The sequence below is a fragment of the Undibacterium sp. TJN25 genome, from assembly GCF_049339885.1.
Lineage (GTDB): Bacteria > Pseudomonadota > Gammaproteobacteria > Burkholderiales > Burkholderiaceae_D > Undibacterium.
This window is the reverse complement of sequence record NZ_JBMPPM010000002.1, coordinates 630,304-649,176: the sequence shown is the minus strand read 5'-3', so window position 1 is coordinate 649,176 and position 18,873 is coordinate 630,304. Positions and strand designations below refer to the sequence as shown.

15 protein-coding genes are annotated in these 18,873 nt (G+C 58.2%); 1 reads left to right on the top strand and 14 read right to left on the bottom strand.

Annotated elements, in window-relative coordinates:
- Positions 1–34 precede the first annotated feature (34 nt).
- A complete protein-coding gene (locus ACO0LO_RS06610; RefSeq protein ID WP_422963398.1) occupies positions 35–1,297 on the top strand; it encodes a D-amino acid dehydrogenase in 1,263 nt (420 codons plus the stop codon).
- Here the strand turns inward: ACO0LO_RS06610 and yjfF are convergent.
- From yjfF to ACO0LO_RS06540, 14 genes are all read right to left on the bottom strand, one after another.
- Positions 1,294–2,304, bottom strand: a complete 1,011-nt coding sequence (yjfF, locus tag ACO0LO_RS06605) for a galactofuranose ABC transporter, permease protein YjfF (protein WP_422963491.1) — start codon at positions 2,302–2,304, stop codon at positions 1,294–1,296. The two genes, ACO0LO_RS06610 and yjfF, sit on opposite strands and share 4 nt — an antisense overlap.
- Before the next feature lie 14 nt (positions 2,305–2,318).
- On the bottom strand, positions 2,319–3,431 hold the full coding sequence (locus tag ACO0LO_RS06600) for an ABC transporter permease (RefSeq protein WP_422963397.1): 1,113 nt from the start codon (positions 3,429–3,431) through the stop codon (positions 2,319–2,321).
- Positions 3,428–5,017 (bottom strand): sugar ABC transporter ATP-binding protein, encoded by a 1,590-nt coding sequence (locus ACO0LO_RS06595; protein ID WP_422963396.1) that lies wholly within the window; start codon positions 5,015–5,017, stop codon positions 3,428–3,430. The genes ACO0LO_RS06600 and ACO0LO_RS06595 overlap by 4 nt, the downstream gene beginning before the upstream one ends.
- A 120-nt stretch (positions 5,018–5,137) precedes the next feature.
- Positions 5,138–6,115, bottom strand: coding sequence for a substrate-binding domain-containing protein (locus ACO0LO_RS06590; protein ID WP_422963395.1), 978 nt, complete (start codon positions 6,113–6,115; stop codon positions 5,138–5,140).
- A gap of 574 nt (positions 6,116–6,689) precedes the next feature.
- Complete coding sequence (locus ACO0LO_RS06585) at positions 6,690–6,989, bottom strand: putative quinol monooxygenase (RefSeq protein WP_422963394.1); 300 nt, start codon at positions 6,987–6,989, stop codon at positions 6,690–6,692.
- A 25-nt stretch (positions 6,990–7,014) separates the two neighbouring features.
- Positions 7,015–7,599 carry a glycerol-3-phosphate responsive antiterminator gene (locus ACO0LO_RS06580; RefSeq protein WP_422963393.1) on the bottom strand — a complete coding sequence of 195 codons (585 nt, stop codon included), beginning with the start codon at positions 7,597–7,599 and terminating at the stop codon, positions 7,015–7,017.
- A 5-nt stretch (positions 7,600–7,604) separates the two neighbouring features.
- On the bottom strand, positions 7,605–9,176 hold the full coding sequence (locus ACO0LO_RS06575; RefSeq protein ID WP_422963392.1) for an FAD-binding oxidoreductase: 1,572 nt from the start codon (positions 9,174–9,176) through the stop codon (positions 7,605–7,607).
- 1 nt (position 9,177) lies between these two features.
- Complete coding sequence (locus ACO0LO_RS06570; protein ID WP_422963391.1) at positions 9,178–10,854, bottom strand: FAD-dependent oxidoreductase; 1,677 nt, start codon at positions 10,852–10,854, stop codon at positions 9,178–9,180.
- Positions 10,855–10,885: 31 nt separating this feature from the next.
- A complete protein-coding gene (locus tag ACO0LO_RS06565; RefSeq protein ID WP_422963390.1) occupies positions 10,886–12,409 on the bottom strand; it encodes an FGGY family carbohydrate kinase in 1,524 nt (507 codons plus the stop codon).
- Complete coding sequence (locus ACO0LO_RS06560; RefSeq protein ID WP_422963389.1) at positions 12,406–13,869, bottom strand: MFS transporter; 1,464 nt, start codon at positions 13,867–13,869, stop codon at positions 12,406–12,408. Before ACO0LO_RS06560 ends, ACO0LO_RS06565 begins: the two co-directional genes overlap by 4 nt.
- Before the next feature lie 289 nt (positions 13,870–14,158).
- Positions 14,159–14,725: a dCTP deaminase gene (gene dcd / locus ACO0LO_RS06555; RefSeq protein ID WP_422963388.1), complete on the bottom strand. Its 567-nt coding sequence runs from the start codon at positions 14,723–14,725 to the stop codon at positions 14,159–14,161.
- Between the two features lie 162 nt (positions 14,726–14,887).
- Complete coding sequence (locus ACO0LO_RS06550; RefSeq protein WP_422963387.1) at positions 14,888–15,913, bottom strand: XdhC family protein; 1,026 nt, start codon at positions 15,911–15,913, stop codon at positions 14,888–14,890.
- A gap of 136 nt (positions 15,914–16,049) precedes the next feature.
- Positions 16,050–18,188 carry a molybdopterin cofactor-binding domain-containing protein gene (locus ACO0LO_RS06545; protein WP_422963386.1) on the bottom strand — a complete coding sequence of 713 codons (2,139 nt, stop codon included), beginning with the start codon at positions 18,186–18,188 and terminating at the stop codon, positions 16,050–16,052.
- 10 nt (positions 18,189–18,198) lie between these two features.
- On the bottom strand, positions 18,199–18,675 hold the full coding sequence (locus tag ACO0LO_RS06540; RefSeq protein ID WP_422963385.1) for a (2Fe-2S)-binding protein: 477 nt from the start codon (positions 18,673–18,675) through the stop codon (positions 18,199–18,201).
- Between the last annotated feature and the right edge of the window lie 198 nt (positions 18,676–18,873).

The following is an 18,873-nucleotide window of genomic DNA, read 5'->3' as shown; positions in this document are numbered from 1 at the left end:
CATGATGCAATAAATCTCCTACCAGAAAACAAAAATGCATATCTGCGTACTCGGTGCAGGCGTGATCGGCGTCACCACTGCCCACCAACTATTGCGTGCCGGCCACGAGGTCACCCTGGTGGAGTCGCAGGCGGAGCCGGGCCGCATGACCAGCTACGGCAATGGCGCCCAGCTAAGCTACTCGTACGTTGCACCGCTGGCCGATCCTTCCGTATGGAGCAAATGGCCGCACTACCTGTTCAGCCCCGATTCGCCGCTGACGCTGAAGCCTAGGCTGGACCCTGCGCAATGGAGCTGGCTGATCAAGTTCCTGGCCGCCAGCAATACGCAACAGGTAAAACGCACGACCATCGACCTGCTGCAACTGGCATTTTTCAGCCGCGACAAGCTGGCGCAGATGCTGGCTGCCACGCCGCTCGATTTTGCCTACCGCACTGCCGGCAAGCTGGTGATGTTTACCGACGCGGCGGCATTGGAGTCAGCACGCTCCCAGGTGGATTTTCAGGCTGCTTACGGTTGCAGCCAGCAAGTGATCAGCGCAGCCCGCTGCCTGGAAATTGAACCTGCGTTGGCGGCATCGAGCAGGCAATGGGCCGGCGGCGTCTATACCGCCAGCGAAGAAGCCGGCGACTGCGCGCTGTTTTGTTCTCAACTGCTGGAAAGCATGACATCTTCAGCGCAATTCCACTTCCTGCCGAATACTTCCGTCAGCGGAGCCAGTATCAGCAATAACAGCTTGCGTGCAGTAAGCGCCGGCGGCCGGGAGATAGAGGCCGATAGTTTTGTGCTGGCGATGGGCGTGGACAGCGCGGCTTTTGCCCGCAAGCTGGGCTTTGCACTGCCGGTATATCCATTAAAAGGCTATAGCATTACCGTGCCGGTTGACGCTGACTCTGCTGGAGCCGCACCCCAGGTGTCAATTACAGATCTGTCGCGCAAGATCGTCTATGCACGGCTGGGCGACAGGCTGCGGGTTGCCGGACGTGTGGAGATCGTCGGCATGGATCGCAGTATTCCGCAGCGCGCGGTACAGGAACTGGTTAGCGGCACCAAGGAATTGTTCCCCGGTTGCGGCGACCTGTCCGACCATGCGTCCTTGTCGCCGTGGGCCGGCTTCCGCCCTGCCACGCCAACCGGCCTGCCCATCATCGGCAAATCTCCCGTCGGCGGCCTTTACCTGAACGTGGGACACGGCGCCTTGGGCTGGACGCTCGCCTGCGGCAGCGCAGCGCTGCTGGCCGAATTAATGGAAGGCCGCCCGGCTTCCATTTCGGCGCAGCCTTACGCGTACGCCTAAGCCTGTAGTCGCGGCGGTGCGCTGCGGCCTGTCTTGCCGATGGCCATCAGTCGTTGCACGAGACAGAAAATGAACAGCAGCATGCCGATGACGATCCTGGTCCACCAGGAGCTCAGCGTGCCGTCGAATGAGATCAGCGTCTGGATGACGCCGAGGATCAACACGCCAGAGAGCGCGCCGGCGACATAGCCATAGCCGCCGGTCAATAAGGTGCCGCCGATGACAACCGCGGCAATTGCGTCCAGCTCAGTGCCCTGCGCATGCAAGCCATAGCCGGACAGCATGTAGAATGAAAACAGCACTCCCGCCAATGCCGCGCAAAAGCCGCTGAATGCATAGACCAGCACCTTGGTGCGGCCAACCGGCAGGCCCATTAACAGCGCAGATTGCTCGTTTCCTCCAATTGCATATACCGCCCGGCCAAAACGGGTGTAGTGCGCAGCGAAAACGGCCAGCGCCAGCGTCAGCAAGGCAATCAAAACGCTGGGCGATATGAAGGCACCCAGGAATTCCAGCCGGGTCTGCGACATGGTCACATACAGCGGATCATCGATCGTGATGGAGTTGATGCTGATCAGGTAGCAAAGGCCGCGTGCCAGGAACATTCCCGACAGTGTCACGATAAAAGCCTGCAACTTGAAGTAATGGATCAGCGCGCCCATCGCTGCACCGAACAGGCTGCCCATCAGCAGTACCGAGGCAATCACCACCAGTGGCGGCCAGTGCCAGCGCTGCAGCAGCCAGGCCGATACCATGGTCGTCAGCGCCAGCACCGACCCCACGGACAAATCAATACCGCCCGACAGAATCACGAAGCTCATGCCGATTGCAATCACCAGCAAAAAAGCATTGTCGATCAGCAGGTTCAGCACGACCTGCAGGGAAAAGAAGCCGGCATAGCTTACCGAGCCCATGGCGAACATCAGCATCAGCAACAGCACCGTTACCAGCGAAGTGAAGTACGGCGATATCAACAGGGCAGACCAGGTTCTGGCGAGGCTTTTCATGATGGAATATGTGCTCACGACTGTGTTTTTTTCGAAAAGCCCCGCGACCACATGCGCTTGAACTCAGAGGATTGCGACAGGCATACCAGAAACACCACCACCGATTTAACGACCATGTTCACTTCGGGTGGCACGCCCAGTGAATAAATGACATACGTCAGCGTCTGGATGAAGAGTGCGCCGACAAGGCTGCCTGCCAGATTGAACTTGCCGCCTTCGAGAGACGTACCGCCTAGCGTTACCGCAAGGATGGCATCCAGCTCCAGCAGCAAGCCTGCATTATTGGCATCCGCGCTTTTGATATTGGCGCTGATCATCAAGCCCGCCAGACCGGCGCAGGCGCTGCAGAACAAATAGACAAAGAAGATAAGAGCGCCTGTTTTCACGCCTGCCAGCCGGGCTGCCACCGGATTGATGCCGGCCGCCTGGATAAACAGGCCCAGCGCAGTCTTGCGCAATACCAGCGCAATAGCCACGAATACCGCGGCCACCACGCACAATGAAAACGGCAGGCCGAACAGGTAGCCGCTCCCGAGGAAGAAAAACGGTTTGTAGTAGACAGTGATGATCTGCCCATCTGTCAGCAGCTGCGCCAGCCCGCGGCCGGCCACCATTAATATCAGCGTGGCGATAATCGGCTGCAGGCCCAGGGTAGCGACCAGCAGGCCGTTCCATGCCCCACATAACAACGCGGCCGCCATCGCCGCCAGCAGGGCCCACATCATGGGGATGCGGCTGACATATTCCGGCACGCCGTCATGCATGACCAGGTTGCCGCCGGTCAGCATCGCAGCCACGGTGCCGGAAATAGCCACCACTGCACCAACCGAGATATCGATACCGCGCGTGGCGACCACCAGCGTCATGCCCAGAGCGGTCAGCATCAGAGGAGCTGCACGGTTGACGATGTCAATCAGGCTGCCATACAGATGCCCGTCCCTGACGGTGAAATGGAAGAAGCCGGGAATCAGCAGAAAGCCGGCCAGCAACAGGACTGCCAGCGCAGCCAGCGGTCTGCCTAGCGGGTGCTGTACATACGCCCGTATGCCGGCCGCTTGCAAATGGGCCAGGAGGCGGGTGGCAAGCCTTGATGTATTGACTGTTTCCATATTGCTTTGGGCGCTCACAGACTTTCTCCCGCGATGACTTGCAGCACAGAAGTTTCATCGAGTTCCCCTCGACCATATTCGCCGCATGCCTTACGGTCGCGCATTACGACGATGCGGTCGCTGCAGCGCAGAACCTCCGACAATTCGGACGAGATGAATAAAATTGCCATCCCCTTCCGGCACAAGGCCGTGACATAGTCCATGATCTCCTGCTTGGCGCGCACGTCGATGCCACGGGTAGGCTCGTCGAGAATCAGCATGTCGGGCGCAGTTGCAAGCCAGCGCGCCAGCAGGACTTTTTGCTGGTTGCCTCCGGACAGCGAAGCGATGGGCGTGTCGATGTCCGGCGTTTTAATCCCCAGCCACTTGATATAGTCGTTCGCCAGCGCCTGCTGCCGCTTGCGTGAAATGGCATGCAGCAAGCCTGTCCTTGCCTGCAACGCCAGGATGATGTTTTCCCGTACGGACAACGCCAAAATCGCTCCTTCAAGCTTGCGGTCTTCCGAGCAGAAACCGATGCCGGCTGCGATCGCATCGCGCGGCGAGCTAAAGCTGCCCATGTGTCCTTTGCGCCCGGCAATGGCGATAGTGCCGCTGTCAGCCTTATCGGCGCCGAACAACAGCCGGGCTGCCTCAGTACGCCCGGAGCCCAGCAAGCCGCAGAGCCCCAGCAACTCGCCTTTATGAATATCAAGATCGAGCGGCGCCAGTGCACCCTGGCGGCCCAGGCTGCGGGCTTGCAGAAACATCTCGCCGCCGCCTGTTTTCCTGTCGGTGGCATTATCGGGGCCGTCCACTGGATCTGCTGCATCTGATGCATCCACTCCCGCTGTTTCAGTTGCATCTTCCGCCGAGGCGCCCACCATCTTGTTGACCAGCGCCAGCCGCGATAAGGCGCTGCATGCGTATTCGCCTTCCCTCACGCCGTTGCGCAGCACGGTAATGCGGTCTGAAATTGCGTAAGTCTGGTCCAGGAAGTGGGTAACGAACAAAATCGCCATGCCTTGCTCGCGCAAGCCGCTCAATACGCTGAACAGCAACTGCACTTCCGCATCATCGAGGCTGGAGGTAGGCTCATCAAGGATCAGTACCCGCGCAGAAATGTTCAGCGCGCGCGAAATCGCCACCATCTGCTGGACCGCCAGCGGATAGCAGGACAGTGGCAATGTCACGTCTATCTGGATCTGCAATCGCTGCAGCAAGGCCGTCGCCTGATGCTGCATCGCGCGCCAGTCGATGGCGCCGCGCCGTGCCGGATAGCGTCCGATGAAAATATTTTCGGCGACCGACAGATTGGGGCAAAGATTCACTTCCTGATAGACGGTACTGATGCCGAGATGTTGCGCATCCAGCGTCGAGCGTGGCTGCACCGGTTTTCCGTCGAGCAGGATCTGGCCGCTGTCGGGCGCATAGACGCCGGTCAGCACCTTGATCAGTGTCGATTTGCCGGCGCCGTTCTGCCCCATCAGCGTGTGCACTTCACCCGGATACAAGCGCAAGCCCACCTCACTGAGCGCTTTCACACCGGGAAATGCCTTGGAGATACTGCTCAGCTCCAGCACCGGGACGGCAGCTGTCGCCGCTGCATGCGCGTGTTTGATCATGAATTAAGTTGATGTGAGAAAGTGCGCCTGACAGATTCGCTGGGCTTGCAGGGTTCACTACTAGCCACTGAAGTGCCATGGCCGCTTTTCAGGCGGCCATGGAGAAACGCTGAATCCCGGTCAATATTTACGGTTCGGGAATTCTTTAGCGGCCACTTCTGCCGGGAACACGCCCTCCTCCGTCGTAATGCGTTTGGGCACAGGCTTGCCGGCGACAACATCACGTGCAATCTGCATCAGCTGGGGGCCGAGCAAAGGGCTGCATTCCACGGTGACATTGAGCTTACCGGCAATCATTGCCTCAAATGCACCTTTGACGCCGTCTATCGACACCACGATGATATCCGTGCCTGGCTTCAGTCCAGCCTCTTCTATCGCCTGGATTGCACCGATTGCCATATCGTCGTTATGCGCATACAGCACATTGATCTTTTTGCCTTCCGCTTTCAGGAAAGCTTCCATCACTTCCTTGCCCTTGGCGCGGGTGAAGTCACCGGTTTGCGAGCGTATGATCTTCAGCTTGGGATTGGAGGCAATTTCCTGTTCGAATCCGGCCTTGCGGTCTATCGCCGGCGCCGATCCCACCGTGCCCTGCAGCTCAACGATATTGAGCGTGGCGTCCGGCGTTTTCTTCGCGCGCTCCAGCAGCCAGCGTCCGGCGCGGTGCCCTTCTTCCACAAAATCGGAACCGATGAACGTGACGTACAACGATTTGTCCGTCACATTGACGGCGCGGTCAGTCAGAATCACCGGAATCTTGGCCGCTTTGGCTTCTTGCAGCACGGTGTCCCAGCCGGATTCGACTACGGGAGAAAAAGCGATGACATCCACCTTCTGCGCAATGAAGGAACGGATTGCCTTAACCTGGTTTTCCTGTTTTTGCTGGGCGTCAGCGAACTTCAGCGTAACGCCGTCTTTTTTTGCGGCATCCTTGATCGACGCCGTGTTGGCAGTGCGCCACTCGCTCTCGGCGCCGACTTGTGAAAACCCCATCACCAGCGGTTTTGCCGCAAATGCTGCGGAACTACCCGCCATGCTACAGACAGCAAATCCAAGCGCCAATGCACGGCCCAGCACGGTTCTACGTGTTAATTTCATGACTATCTCCGGTTTGTTTGACTGCCATTTTCAAATGTGCAGCGGCCCCAAGGCCATTGTATTGGCAGGTGCCGCAGCCCTGAAGCGTATGGCCCTTACCGATTTTTTAACGATGTTAGAAAGGTAAGCCATCACTGTCCAATCACATTTTGGGCACTTTTGATATCAATATGAATATGCTGGGGATAGAGAATTTATTCCGTTTTTGATATCGGTTTGCATAATTTATTCATTATTCTTCGCCGGAGCAGAATGGTAATCTCGGCGGGGTCAGTGGGCCGGTCGAGCTGGCAGGCCACCGCAGCCCGTCTCAAAAAAAAGGAATAAAAACACATGTTAGAGATAAACCGATTAGATTCCGACGATGCTGTAGCGGCGGGCACTGCGCTTGCCGTAGTTACGCTTGACTCGCCAGGCCAACGCTTAAGCTTGCTGCCTAGGCTGGGCTGGGAGCCAGCGTGTCCCGCTGGGAATGCCGGAATGGCGATGGATGGACGGACTTGTAAGCAGCCGCGCGAATGATGAAATTGAAGATGTGTGAGACATCAGGCCGGTGTTTGCCGCACCGGGCAGCCTAGCTAATCACCATATGGCTGCTGACCTCGCGCCTGTCCAGCAAGGGGATGATTGTTCCAAAACCTAGGCGCTGGAAGTGTTCCGAATTACGGTGGTCTGTCAGCCCGTCTGCATCGCTGTATTGTTCCAGGATGACAAAATGATCCGGATCGACGGGAGAGCGGAAGAATTCGTAATACAGGTTCTTGGGCTCGGTGCGGGTCGCCTGTGCAAGCTCAAGCAACAGGCTGGACACCTTGTCACCATTCCCCGGCAGGGCGAAATAATGGGCGATCACCTGCAGGTAGGAAGTGCTCATTCTGGGCTCCAATCGTTTCTAAATTTCAGGATTTCAATATTTCCGCATCCAGGCTCCATAGCCCCGGATCGCTGGTGGAGACCGCCACCGCACCATGCCTGAGCGCGCTGCGGATGTCTTCCTCGTTGCAGACAAAACCAGAACCCACGATAGGCGGCATGGCCTTGCGGTCTTGTTCGGACAGGTGCGACAGCATGGGCGCCGGCATCAGTTGCACCAGATTGGGGTCGCTTTGCTCCAGCGCCTTGACGCTGCGCGGCCAGGTAGAACGGTCCGTCACGAATACCTTCTGCATTGACACCAGGCCCGCCCGGTTGGCACGCTGTATGGTCGCTACCCGGGTCGATACCAGGCTGGTCACCCCGATATCGGCCAGGTATTCCACCCCGCCCTTGTCCTGCGACAAGCCCTCGCAACTGTCGATATTGACAATGACATACTTACCTGCCCTGGTCAGCTTGGCGATGACCGGCGACAGCTTGCGTAGTTCCACGTTGGCGACGATAGAAATTTCGGCGACGCTATCGACGAAAATATCTATCTGCTCGCTGCCGTAGAGCGTGGCGATAACAGGGTGCCGGGTCAGGCGTGCTCCAAGTGACTTATCCATGCAGTTTATTGACTCGCTTCGTGTGCTAATGCATCGCTCAACCCCAGCTTGCCGGGATTGAGAATATTTTTCGGGTCCAGCGTGCGCTTGACTGCTTCCAGCACAGGGAAGGCACTACCCAGCGACGCACTCATGTACGGTGCCCGCAGCAGGCCTACGCCGTGATGATGGCTTAATGCTGCATTGTATTTGATCAGCACCTCATTTGCAGCATCCCAGGCCTGGCGATACCATTTGGCACGGTTTTCGACTTCCACCTCGCCCCGTAGCGAAAAATACAGGCAGGCGCCGTCCACGTAGGCGTGCGACTGGTGGGCCGAACCCGCGAGTGTGCCCGGCACCGCCTTGAGTGCATCCACCACTTCGGTATAGATCGCCGGCAGATCGCTCCAGCGGCCGATCATTTCCAGCGTATCGGATACAAAGCCCGGGCTGCGTTTGAAACCTTCCGAGCTTTTCCCGGTCAGGTAGCGCGTATCCAGCCATTTTTCAAAAATAGTGCCTCCGTCCAGTTTCTCGCCCATTTCCCGGCATACCTGCTCGCTGATCGCCATGACCGCATCAACGATTCCGGCGGCTCCTTCATCTGCGACCAGCAAGACGTTCAGATCGGGCAGGCCGAATTGCACGCCGCTTTCGAGCTCATCGTACAGACGCAAGGCTGCGGGATTACCGCCGCGCTGCATGATTTCGCGGCAGGCATCCAGGCCGATGGCAAAGCTCTTGAAACCATAGGCAATGGCGCGGCCGTAGTCCGGCAGCCGGTGCAGCTTCAAACGCACCCGCACGATGACGCCCAGAGTGCCTTCCGAACCGATGAACAACTGCTGCAAATCCGACCCCAGCGCTGCGCGGGAATACCCACCGACACTGATCAGGCTGCCGTCCGCCAGCACCACATCCATGCCGAACACCATGTCTTCGATTTTCCCGTAGCGGGTGGACAGCTGGCCGGCACCGCGGCAGGCAACCCATCCGCCTACCGTGCTGATGCCGAATGAAGACGGCCAGTGGCCCATTGTCATGCCATGCTCGCCCTGGATGATCTGTTCGAACACGTCGCCAAACATGCCGGCTTCCACTTCAACGATCTGGCTCTCCTTATCAATACCCAGGAACCTGTTCAGCTTACAGACGTCCAGCACGATGCCACCGCGCAACGGCAAGGCCGCGCCGGTCACATTGCTACGGCCGGCGGACACTGTCACCGGGATAGCGGCTTCATTGGCCATGCGCATGACAGCCTGGATCTGCTCCACCGATGACACCTTGACGATGACGCCCTCGGTCGTTGCCGGTTTGCCGGCAGTTTCCGACACCATCGAAGCAGCCCACCAGTCGCGTGTCCATTCGACGACGCTGCCGGTATCGGTCAGCACCTCATCGGCCACGCCTTGCAAAGCGGCGATATGTGCGGCGCCGACGGCGACGGCTGCGCGCTGCATGCCGGCAGTGCCGGTGCTAACGATACTGCCGGAATTTTCTTTCAGGTTCGCGGCATAGGACGGTGGCGTATGCGCGCCGACGATATAGTTGCCACGGTTGTAACCACGTTTGATTGCTTCTTTGCTGATCATGCTATTTATCTCCCATAAGAACGGATTTTTCGTGTTCGACAGCAGCCAGGTAATCCTTTACCTGCTGCGCTACGACCGCCTCGGACAATCCGAGTTCGGCCTGTAAAATTTCTCCAACGCGCACTGCGGCGCGGGCCGAGGCGTCGCGCGCCATCAGCCGGGCGCGAATGCGGCGCGACAGTACATCGTCCACCGTGCCGGCCAGTTCGTGCCGCGCGGCATAGACGATTTCAGCCTCGGTATGCGGCAACCCCTCGACGACTGGCGCCAGCAAACGTGAATCTGCCTGCAGTATGTCGCTGACAAAGCGCGCTTCAGTGCCGTAACGCTCACCCAGATGCGCCGACAAGCCGCCGGAAGCAACAATCGCCTGCGCGTCATAGCCCGCGGCGCCCAGCAGGTAGGCCGACTTGGTCAGGCAGCCTTTACTTTTGCCGATGACTTTCTGGGCTGCGTCTATCGTCTGTTCTGCCATGTGCCGGGATGTCGTCAGTTTTCCGCCAACGATAGTGACCAGGCCGTCATTGGCGATCCTGATTTCATGATTGCGCTTGATCTCCAGCGTTTTGCCGCCTGGCGGTGCGACCAGCGGCCGGCAGCCGGCAATGCTGCCGACCACGTCTTCTGCCTGCAGGTCGGTCTTCAGTGCCGAGCGCGCGCCTTCCAGCAGGAAATCAAGCTCCTGCCGCGTGCAGCAGACGTTGTCCAGGTCGCCCTGGTAGTCTTCATCGGTGGTACCCAGGTAGGACACGTTGCCCCAGCGGGTGATCGTCGCGCGCCGGTTCCTTCCCGGCACGGGAATGGTCACCGTGCAGTCGTTGCGTATCTTCAGCCACGGCACCGCGATGTGCACGCCTTTGGCCGGCCTCACATGCAGTGTCTGTTGCTCGCCTTTCTTGCCGCCGGTCCAGTCCCGCAACCACACACCGGTGGCCATGACGACGACGCCCGCTCTGGCGCGTATTTCCCTGTCGCCCGCCTTGATGATGACACCGTCCACCTTGCCGTGGCTATTGCGGGTAATCTCTGTCACCTTGGCATGGTTGGCCACCGCCGCACCGTGGAATGCCGCGGTACGGGCAATATCCAGCGTCAGCCTGGCGTCATCCACGCGGGCGTCGTAATACATATAGCCGCCGGTCAGGTGTTCTTCATTGAAGGTGGGGCAATGCGACAGCACTTCCGCCTTGGTCAGTTTCTGGTGTAGTATCCCTTCGCGCCAGCCCCCGGCGATATCGTAGGTCCATAGCAGGCTGCCGAACGCCTTGGCCAGGCGCTTGTCGAAGACGCCGTCTTTTTCCATGACAGGAAACAGAAACGGCAGCCTTTGCACCAGGTGCCGCGCATTTCTCCGTAGACGCTGGCGCTCCAGCAGCGAGTGCCGTACCAGGCTCAGGTTGCCCTGTTCTATGTAGCGTAATCCGCCATGCACCATCTTCGATGACTTGGACGACGTGCCGGAAGCAAAGTCATCCTTCTCTATCAGCGCCACGCGGTAGCCGCGCAGGCTGGCATCCAGCGCCGCGTAAGCGCCGGTAACGCCGCCGCCCACGATGATGATGTCGAAATGCTCGCTGCCGAGGCGATCCAGCTGTTCCTCGCGAACCAGCCGCAAGGGCTCGGTATGCGTCATGTCGGCACGGTCCTTCCTGTGCTTTGTGAATGGTAAAACCATCATTGTTCAACAAGCTCCTGTTTTTATGTCGTAATCAATTGTTGCCGAATGTCTCTGCGTGCCTGAGTTCGGACTCCACCCTGGAATGCCATAGCGCGCGGCGCCGGGCGCGTTCGCCGGCATCGATTGCAGGCGTAAATATTCTGTCGATTGCAATGGACTCCCTGGCCTGCTGCAGCGAATCCCACAGCAAGCCGGAAGAGCCCGCCAGGAAGGCAATGCCGCGCAGGCTGGCACGATCGGTTTCACACATGCGCCGTATCGGTATGCCTGTCAGGTCGGCCTGGATCTGCAGCAGTGCATCGCTGCCGGAGAGCCCGCCGCCCACGACCAGTTCAGAAACCTGGACGCCAGACACTTCTTCGTTGGCTTCTATGCAGGAAACAACCGAATGCGCGATGCCTTCGAGAATTGCGTAAGCCACCTCGGCCTGCGTCGTTGCAATGCACACACCGGTCAGGGATGCACGCGCGTCGGACTGCATCTTCGGCACCCGCAACCCTGTCAGCGCCGGGATAAAAGTCACACCGCGGGCAGACTGCACGGTGGCAGCCAGCGTACTGATCTGTGCTGCGTTCTCGAACCAGCGCAGTTTTTCGCAGACCCAGTTCAGTGCCGACCCTGTGGTGGCTACAAAAGTCTCCACCGCGAGGTGCGACACGCCATGCTGGCGGCGCGCGGTCATCGTCAACGTGCCGTCGTACAGACCGGCGTTGGCCGGCTGCATGGGACCTATGATGGTGTCGACAAAACTGCCGGTGCCGTGCACGCACATGGTCTGGCCGCGGTCAAGACAACCCAGGCCTATCGCGCCCGCATGCTGGTCGCCGGCGCAGGCAAGTATGGGCACATCGATATCCAGCAACTCCGGCCTGGTGCGGCCGAAATCGTCGGCATCCTGTCGCAGCTCTGGCAACAATGCGTGAGGGAAGCCCAGCGCATCGATCCAATCCAGCCGGTAACGGTGTTCCGCCAGGATGTAGGCATTGGCAGAGGTCGCGTTGGTTGGCGTACTGACACAGGCGCGGCGGTCGGAAAAATGCCATAGCAGCCAGCTGTCGATGGATCCAAAAGCCAGGCGGTCTTCGCTGAACGCCTGGGCAACCGCCGGCGTCTCCTTCAGGTGGCGGACCGCCCACAGGTACAGCGAGCGGACCCCGACCGGACGCCCCACCGATTCGACCAGCGTCTTGTCCCACACCGGCGCCAGCTTATCCAGCTCACCGACATACCGCGTGTCCTGCCAGACCATCGCGGGCACGAGCGCCCTTCCGGTCCGGGTATCCCACAGTACCGCCGTGGCCCGCTGCGTTGCAATCGCAAGCGCGACGATGTTCAACTGCTCTTGCCTGGCACGCACGATCGTGGCACGGCAAACGGCAATCGTCTTTTCCAGGATTGCGTTGGCATCCTGCTCGACGACGCCCGGCCGCGGAGTGTCCACCGCCAGGGCCATATACTCGAGGCAGCAGACGCGGCCCTCAGCATCCACCGTCGCGGAACGCGTACCGGAGGTGCCCTCGTCGATCGCAAGAATGACGTCCTTGTTTTTTGTCATCGTGGAGAATTTCCCATGGCTGGATTGAGGTAAGCCGAATCCGCCGGTTCGTCTCCCTTGAACTGCGGTGCATCCGCTTCATTATCCGGGTTGATGGTAGTGCGTGTGGGGTCCCACTTGATCGTGAAGCAGATAATGCTGGCGATTAGCGGTACTACCGACAGGATCAGGAAGGTCTTTTCCAGACCATAGCTCTGGCGGAACAAAGGAAAGACCAGCAAACCTATTGCCGCACCTATCGAACCCAGTGCGCCGATAATGCCGTTCGCACCGGCGCGCAGCTCGCTGCGGAAGGACAATGAAGAAAGGCTTTTGCCATTGGCGCCGGGGCCGCCTGAGTGAAACAGGATGAACAGCGAGGGCACGAGCACGGCTAGCCACAGAGGCAATTGTTCCTGGAACAAGCCGAGGATCAGCAGCATGACGAATACAGCAGCGAAACCAAATGCGGAAGCACGGCGTAGGCCCAGCTTCCTCCCTATGGTCGGAGACATGAACCCACCGAAGATGCCGCATACGTTGAAGACCAGTGCGCCCAGCGTGGCGTAGATAAAATCCTTGCCGAACAATGCGGAACTGATCAGCGGCAGATACCAGCCGATGCCGAAATACTGGACGGACTGGCCTATCTGCACGGTTGCAGCGAGGATGGTGCGCGGCAGATAGACGCCGCGGAAGATCAGCAGCACATTGGCCAGGCCGCGTTTTGCCTGGTTAAGGACCGGCAGGCGCTCTTCCACCGGCGCAGCAACAAATGGCCTGCCGTAGATGCGGGTCATTGCCTGCGCAGCTTCCACCAGTTTTTCCTTGCGGGCCAGCCATGTAGGGCTTTCCACTAGAAACACGAGTTGCAGCACCAGTATCGTCACGCCGAAAACCGCAGTCGCAGCTACCGAATAGCGCCAGATGGAATCACCGACATTCCATGAGTAGAACAGCATGGCCAGCAGCAGGTTGGTGCACACGGCGGTGTACCACATGCCTTGCCAGGTATTGAGCCGGCTCTTTAATTTCACCGGCGTGAATTCTGCCAGCACTGCCATTGCAATGGCGAAGTCTATGCCATAGGCTGCGCCGACGAAGAAACGACCGACCAGTATCATGTCAAAACTAGGGGCAAACACAACCAGCACCGCGCCGGTCACGGCCAGGATTTTTGCGAGTATCAAAGGTCGCACACGGCCCCAGCGGTCGGCCATCCAGCCGCCTATGGGATTGAAGGCAACAGCCACCCAGGAAGCGAATGAAGTAAGCAGCGCAACCTGCGCCGCAGCAAGATGCAGGTCACGCGTCATCGGGCCTAGCCCGGCGCTTAATGCGGAATTGGAAAATGCGTCAAGAAACAATCCGCCCAGTGCGAGCCACCAGATGAGGCCGGCCCTGCCATGTATGCCTGGACATGAATTAATGAAGGATATGACATCGTCGATGCCACGGATTTTATAGGTGGTTGTTTGCACAGCGGTCTCCTTGGTTTTATTCCGTAAGAGGCCACCCGCAAAAGCTGCAAGCGCGAAGAGACCATCTTACAGATGGTCTCTTATCTAGATCTGCGAGCAAATTTTATGATGCTTTTTTCAGGCTGTCAAGCACACCGGCCCTGAAGGCAGCGTACTTTGCACATGTTCGCCTGTGATCACAATGGCGCCATGACACTATGGAGCAATGGCAGCCGCCAAAGAAAAAACCGGAAATACCTGATGGCATTTCCGGTCTCAATAAATAGTTTTCGCAGCGAGTGTTGCGGCGTCAGGCCTTGGGCAGCGTTACGCCATGCTGGCCCTGATATTTGCCGCCCCTGTCCTTGTAGGAGGTTTCGCAGATTTCATCGCTTTCAAAGAACAGCACTTGCGCACAGCCTTCGCCGGCGTAGATTTTCGCAGGCAGCGGCGTGGTGTTGGAAAACTCCAGCGTCACATATCCTTCCCATTCCGGTTCGAACGGTGTGACGTTGACGATGATGCCGCAGCGCGCATAGGTGGACTTGCCCAGGCAGATCGTCAATACGCTGCGAGGGATGCGGAAATATTCCATCGTGCGCGCCAGCGCGAATGAATTCGGCGGGATGATGCAGACATCGCCCTTGAAATCGACAAAGGATTTTTCGTCGAAGTTCTTGGGGTCGACAATGGTGCTGTTGATATTGGTAAAAATCTTGAATTCATCAGCGCAGCGGATATCGTAGCCGTACGAGGACGTGCCATAGCTGACGATTTTCTGGCCGTCCCGCTCGCGTACCTGGTTTGGCTCAAACGGCTCTATCATGCCGGTTGATGCTGCCATGCGGCGTATCCACTTGTCTGATTTGATGCTCATAATATGTTTTGCTCGATATGGTGCGACACGGAGGACATTGGCCCACCGTGCCGGAGATGCAGGAAAATTGAATTTGGGGGAGATTTTACGCGAAAATCCCAGCAATTTTGCGTTTTCAGGGCCGGATATGAGCAAATCCAGCCCTGAATTGCAGCTACCGGGCTATTTTGTCAGCACGCAGTGGGATTCGCTGGGCGGTTGGGAGGCAGCCTGCTTGGCGTTTTCGACCCTAACCTCTTCCGGCAGACGGATGTTGTTCTTGACCGCCGTCAACTCCGCCAGGATGGAAATGGCGATCTCGGACGGAGTTTTGCTGCCTATGTATAGCCCGATAGGGCCATGCAATTTAGCCAGTTCCGCGTCGCTGACGTCGAACTGCTTCAACCTTTCGCGCCGCTTGGCATTGTTGACGCGGGAACCTATCGCACCCACATAAAAGGCGTCGGACTTCAGTGCCTCCATCAAGGCCAGGTCGTCCAGCTTGGGGTCGTGCGTCAGCGCCACTACGGCACTGCGGCTGTCCAGCTTCATTTCTACTACTAGGTCGTCCGGCATGGCGTGCACGACCTTGACGCCGTCCACTTGCCAGCCTTCGCGGTACTCTTCCCTGGGGTCGCACACCGTCACATGGTAGTCCATGCCCAGCGCAATGCTGGCCAGGAAGCGCGACAACTGCCCTGCCCCTATGATCAGCAGGCGCCAGCGCGGACCGTGTATCGTCGTCAGTGCGGCATCCGATACCTGCAGGCTCATGCCCGCGCCAGCCTGGCCCAGCCGAATTTCGCCGCTACGCAAATCCAGGCGGCGCGCGACCAGTTCATGCTGGCCCAGCCTGTGCAGCAGTTCAGGTATCCGGCTACCGCCATTCAAAGGCTCTATCGCCAGCTGTATCGTGCCGCCGCAAGGCAGGCCGAAGCGATGCGCCTCGTCCGCCGTGATGCCGTAGGTAACGATCTCCGGCTTGGTGCGCTGTATGCCATGCTGGCGCACGCGGTCTATCAGGTCGTCTTCTATGCAGCCGCCCGATACTGAGCCCACTACCTGGCCATCTTCGCAAATGGCCAGCGTCGCACCTTCAGGCCGGGGGCTGGAGCCCCAGGTCTTGATGACCGTCACCAGTTCGCATTTGAGACCGGCCTTGAGCCACAGGTCGCAGGTTTTAAGCACTTCCAGATCAATACTATCCATGAACTTCCGATATAAATAACAGCCATGCACCGCATGCAATATGTGATGAAGTACATATATAGGGACATATATTACCTTGCGCTTCATTTCCCTGCAGAAGCCGGGCTCCTTACCCTCCCGGCGTCTGCAGTAGCACTCAGGCTGCGGCTATTTTTTCCGGCGTCAGAGGCAAACTCCTTATCCGCTTGCCGGTGGCTGCAAACAGCGCATTAGCGACCGCAGGACCAATCAGCGCCGTTGCCGGTTCACCGATGCCGCCCGGCTTTTCCGTGCTCTTGATCAGAGTGATATTGATCTTCGGCGTTTCATTCATCCGCAGCACAGGGTAATTATGGAAGTTGGTCTGTTGTACCCGGCCACTTTCCAGCGTCACCTCGCCATATAGAGCAGCTGAAAGTCCAAAGACGATGCTGGACTGGATCTGCGCATCCACCGTGTCAGGGTTGACCATGCGTCCCAGGTCGGCGACGACGGTAACCTTGTGCACACGGATTTCATTGTCCTTGTTGACCGAAATTTCCGCTACCTGGGCCATATAGGTATCGTAGCCTTCCATCAAGGCAATACCCAGTTTATGACCGGCAGGTAAAGTCTTGCCCCAGCCTGCCTTGTCGGCAGCCTGTTTCAGCACATTGGCAAAACGCGGTTGTTTGGACAGCAGTTCCATGCGGTATGCATACGGGTCCTTGCCGGCGGCATTGGCGAGTTCATCAATGAAGCTTTCATTAGGGAAGGCATTCAATGCATGGCTGACCGAGCGCCAGTAGCCGACGCGCAAGCCAGCATCATGGATGTACATATCTTGCGTCATGTTCGGTATGTCATAAGGCACGACCGAGGCTTCCGCCATGAAAGGATCCAGTGTTTCTTTCGGCAGGCCGAAAGCGCGCTGGGTGATCGACTGCGAAGTCAGCTCAAACTTCAGCGCAGTCGGCTTGCCGTTGGCGTCCAGCCCTGCGGCCAGGCGGTTGACTGCCATAGGCCGGTAGAAGTCATGCGTGGTGTCATCCTCCCGGGCCCACAGCAGTTTGACAGGTTTGCCGACGGCCTTGGAAATTTGCGCTGCCTGCACGATGAAATCGAGCTCCAGCCTGCGGCCGAATCCGCCGCCCAGGAAGGTCGTTTTCAGCGTGATGTCTTCCGGCTTGATGCCAAGCGCGGCTGCCACCGCGCCCTGCGCGCCTTGCTGGAACTGCGTCGGGCCGATCAGCAAAATCTTGCCGTCGCGATAGTCTGCCGTAAAATTCATCGGCTCCAGCGTGGCATGCGCCAGCAACGGAGACACGTATTCGGCCTGCAGACTCTTGGCAGAACCTTTGATGGCAGCATCGACGTCGCCGCCGGTGGTCTTGATATTGATCTTTTTCTCATGGTTGCGGGCGTCGCGGATGTCGGCCAGCATGCTGGCATTGCTCAGTTTTGCAACACTGCCCTCATCCCATTGCACCGTCAGCGTTTCGCGGGCCTTTTTAGCGCGCCAGTAGCTATTGGCCACCACCGCAACGCCATCCGGTATCTGTACCACGTCGATGACGCCGGGCATGCTGCGCGCCTTGCTGGCATCAAAACTCTTGACGGTGCCGCCTATGACGGGACATTGCTCCAGCGATGCATACACCATCCCCGGCACTTTGACGTCTATGCCGAATTCGGCAGTGCCATTGACCTTCCTTGGCGTATCCAGCCGCTTGGTAGCCTTGCCGACGATCTTGAAGTCCTTGGGATCTCTCAGCACTACCTCTTTGGCATCGGGAATAGGCAATTTGGATGCTGCTTCGGCCAACTCGCCATAGGTCGCATGCTTGCCGCCCGGACCTTTGACCACGCCATTCTCTGCAGTCAGCTTCGCGGCATCGACGCCCCATTTTTGCGCCGCAGCGGATACCAGCATCATCCTGACCTGGGCGCCGCCTATGCGCAGTTTTTCCCAGCCGTCGCGTACCGACGTAGAACCGCCGGTGATTTGTGCACCGAGCAGTGAATTGACGTAGACGGCGCCCGGTGGAGCGATGTCGACCTTGATCTTATGTATATCCACGTGCAGCTCTTCCGCGATCAGCATCGGCATGGACGTGTAAACACCCTGCCCCATCTCGGAACGGGCGGAAATCAGCGTAATAGTATTGTCGTCGGCGATATGCACCCATGCGTTGGGCGTATATAACGTTCCGGCTGCCTGTGCTTCGCCAATGGTGCCGGGCAAGCTGATGCCCATCACCAGGCCGCCGCCGGCAATCGCGGATACTTTCAAGAAATCGCGTCTTGTCGTTGTCATCGCATTCTCCTTAAGCCGCTCTGGCGTTTTTTTGCATTTCGGCGGCGGCAGACTTGATCGCGGCGCGAATACGGTTATAGGTGCCGCAACGGCAGATGTTGCCGCTCATCGCGTTGTCGATATCGGTATCAGACGGATTCTTGTTGGTCGCCAGCAAGGCTGCGGCGCTCATCAATTGGCCGGACTGGCAATAGCCGCACTGCGGCACATCGTAGGCGATCCAGGCTTTTTGCAGAGGATGCGAATTGTCTTTGGACAGCGACTCTATGGTCGCTACTTTTTTGCCCGCCACCGCTGATACAGGAGTCTGGCAGGAACGGATAGGCTGGCCATCCAGATGCACGGTACAGGCGCCGCACAATGCTGCACCGCAACCAAACTTGGTGCCTGTCATGCCGATTTCATCGCGGATGACCCACAACAACGGGGTATCGGGTTCCGACGTAACGGACACCGGTTTGCCATTCAGATTGAAACCTGTCGTCATTTTTATCTCCCTGGTAGTTGGAACAGCTTTTTTAATGTGCCAATTTGAAACACTTTTGTGTATCTGGCACGACATCCATAGATGAATTGCAATTGCCATGCCAATCACATTCTGTCTGGGTGTCAGGGGATCAGCTCGTCCTCAGGATCGTCTGTGCAACGCGTCGCGTGCGCCAAACCTGAACAGGTGTTACATTAA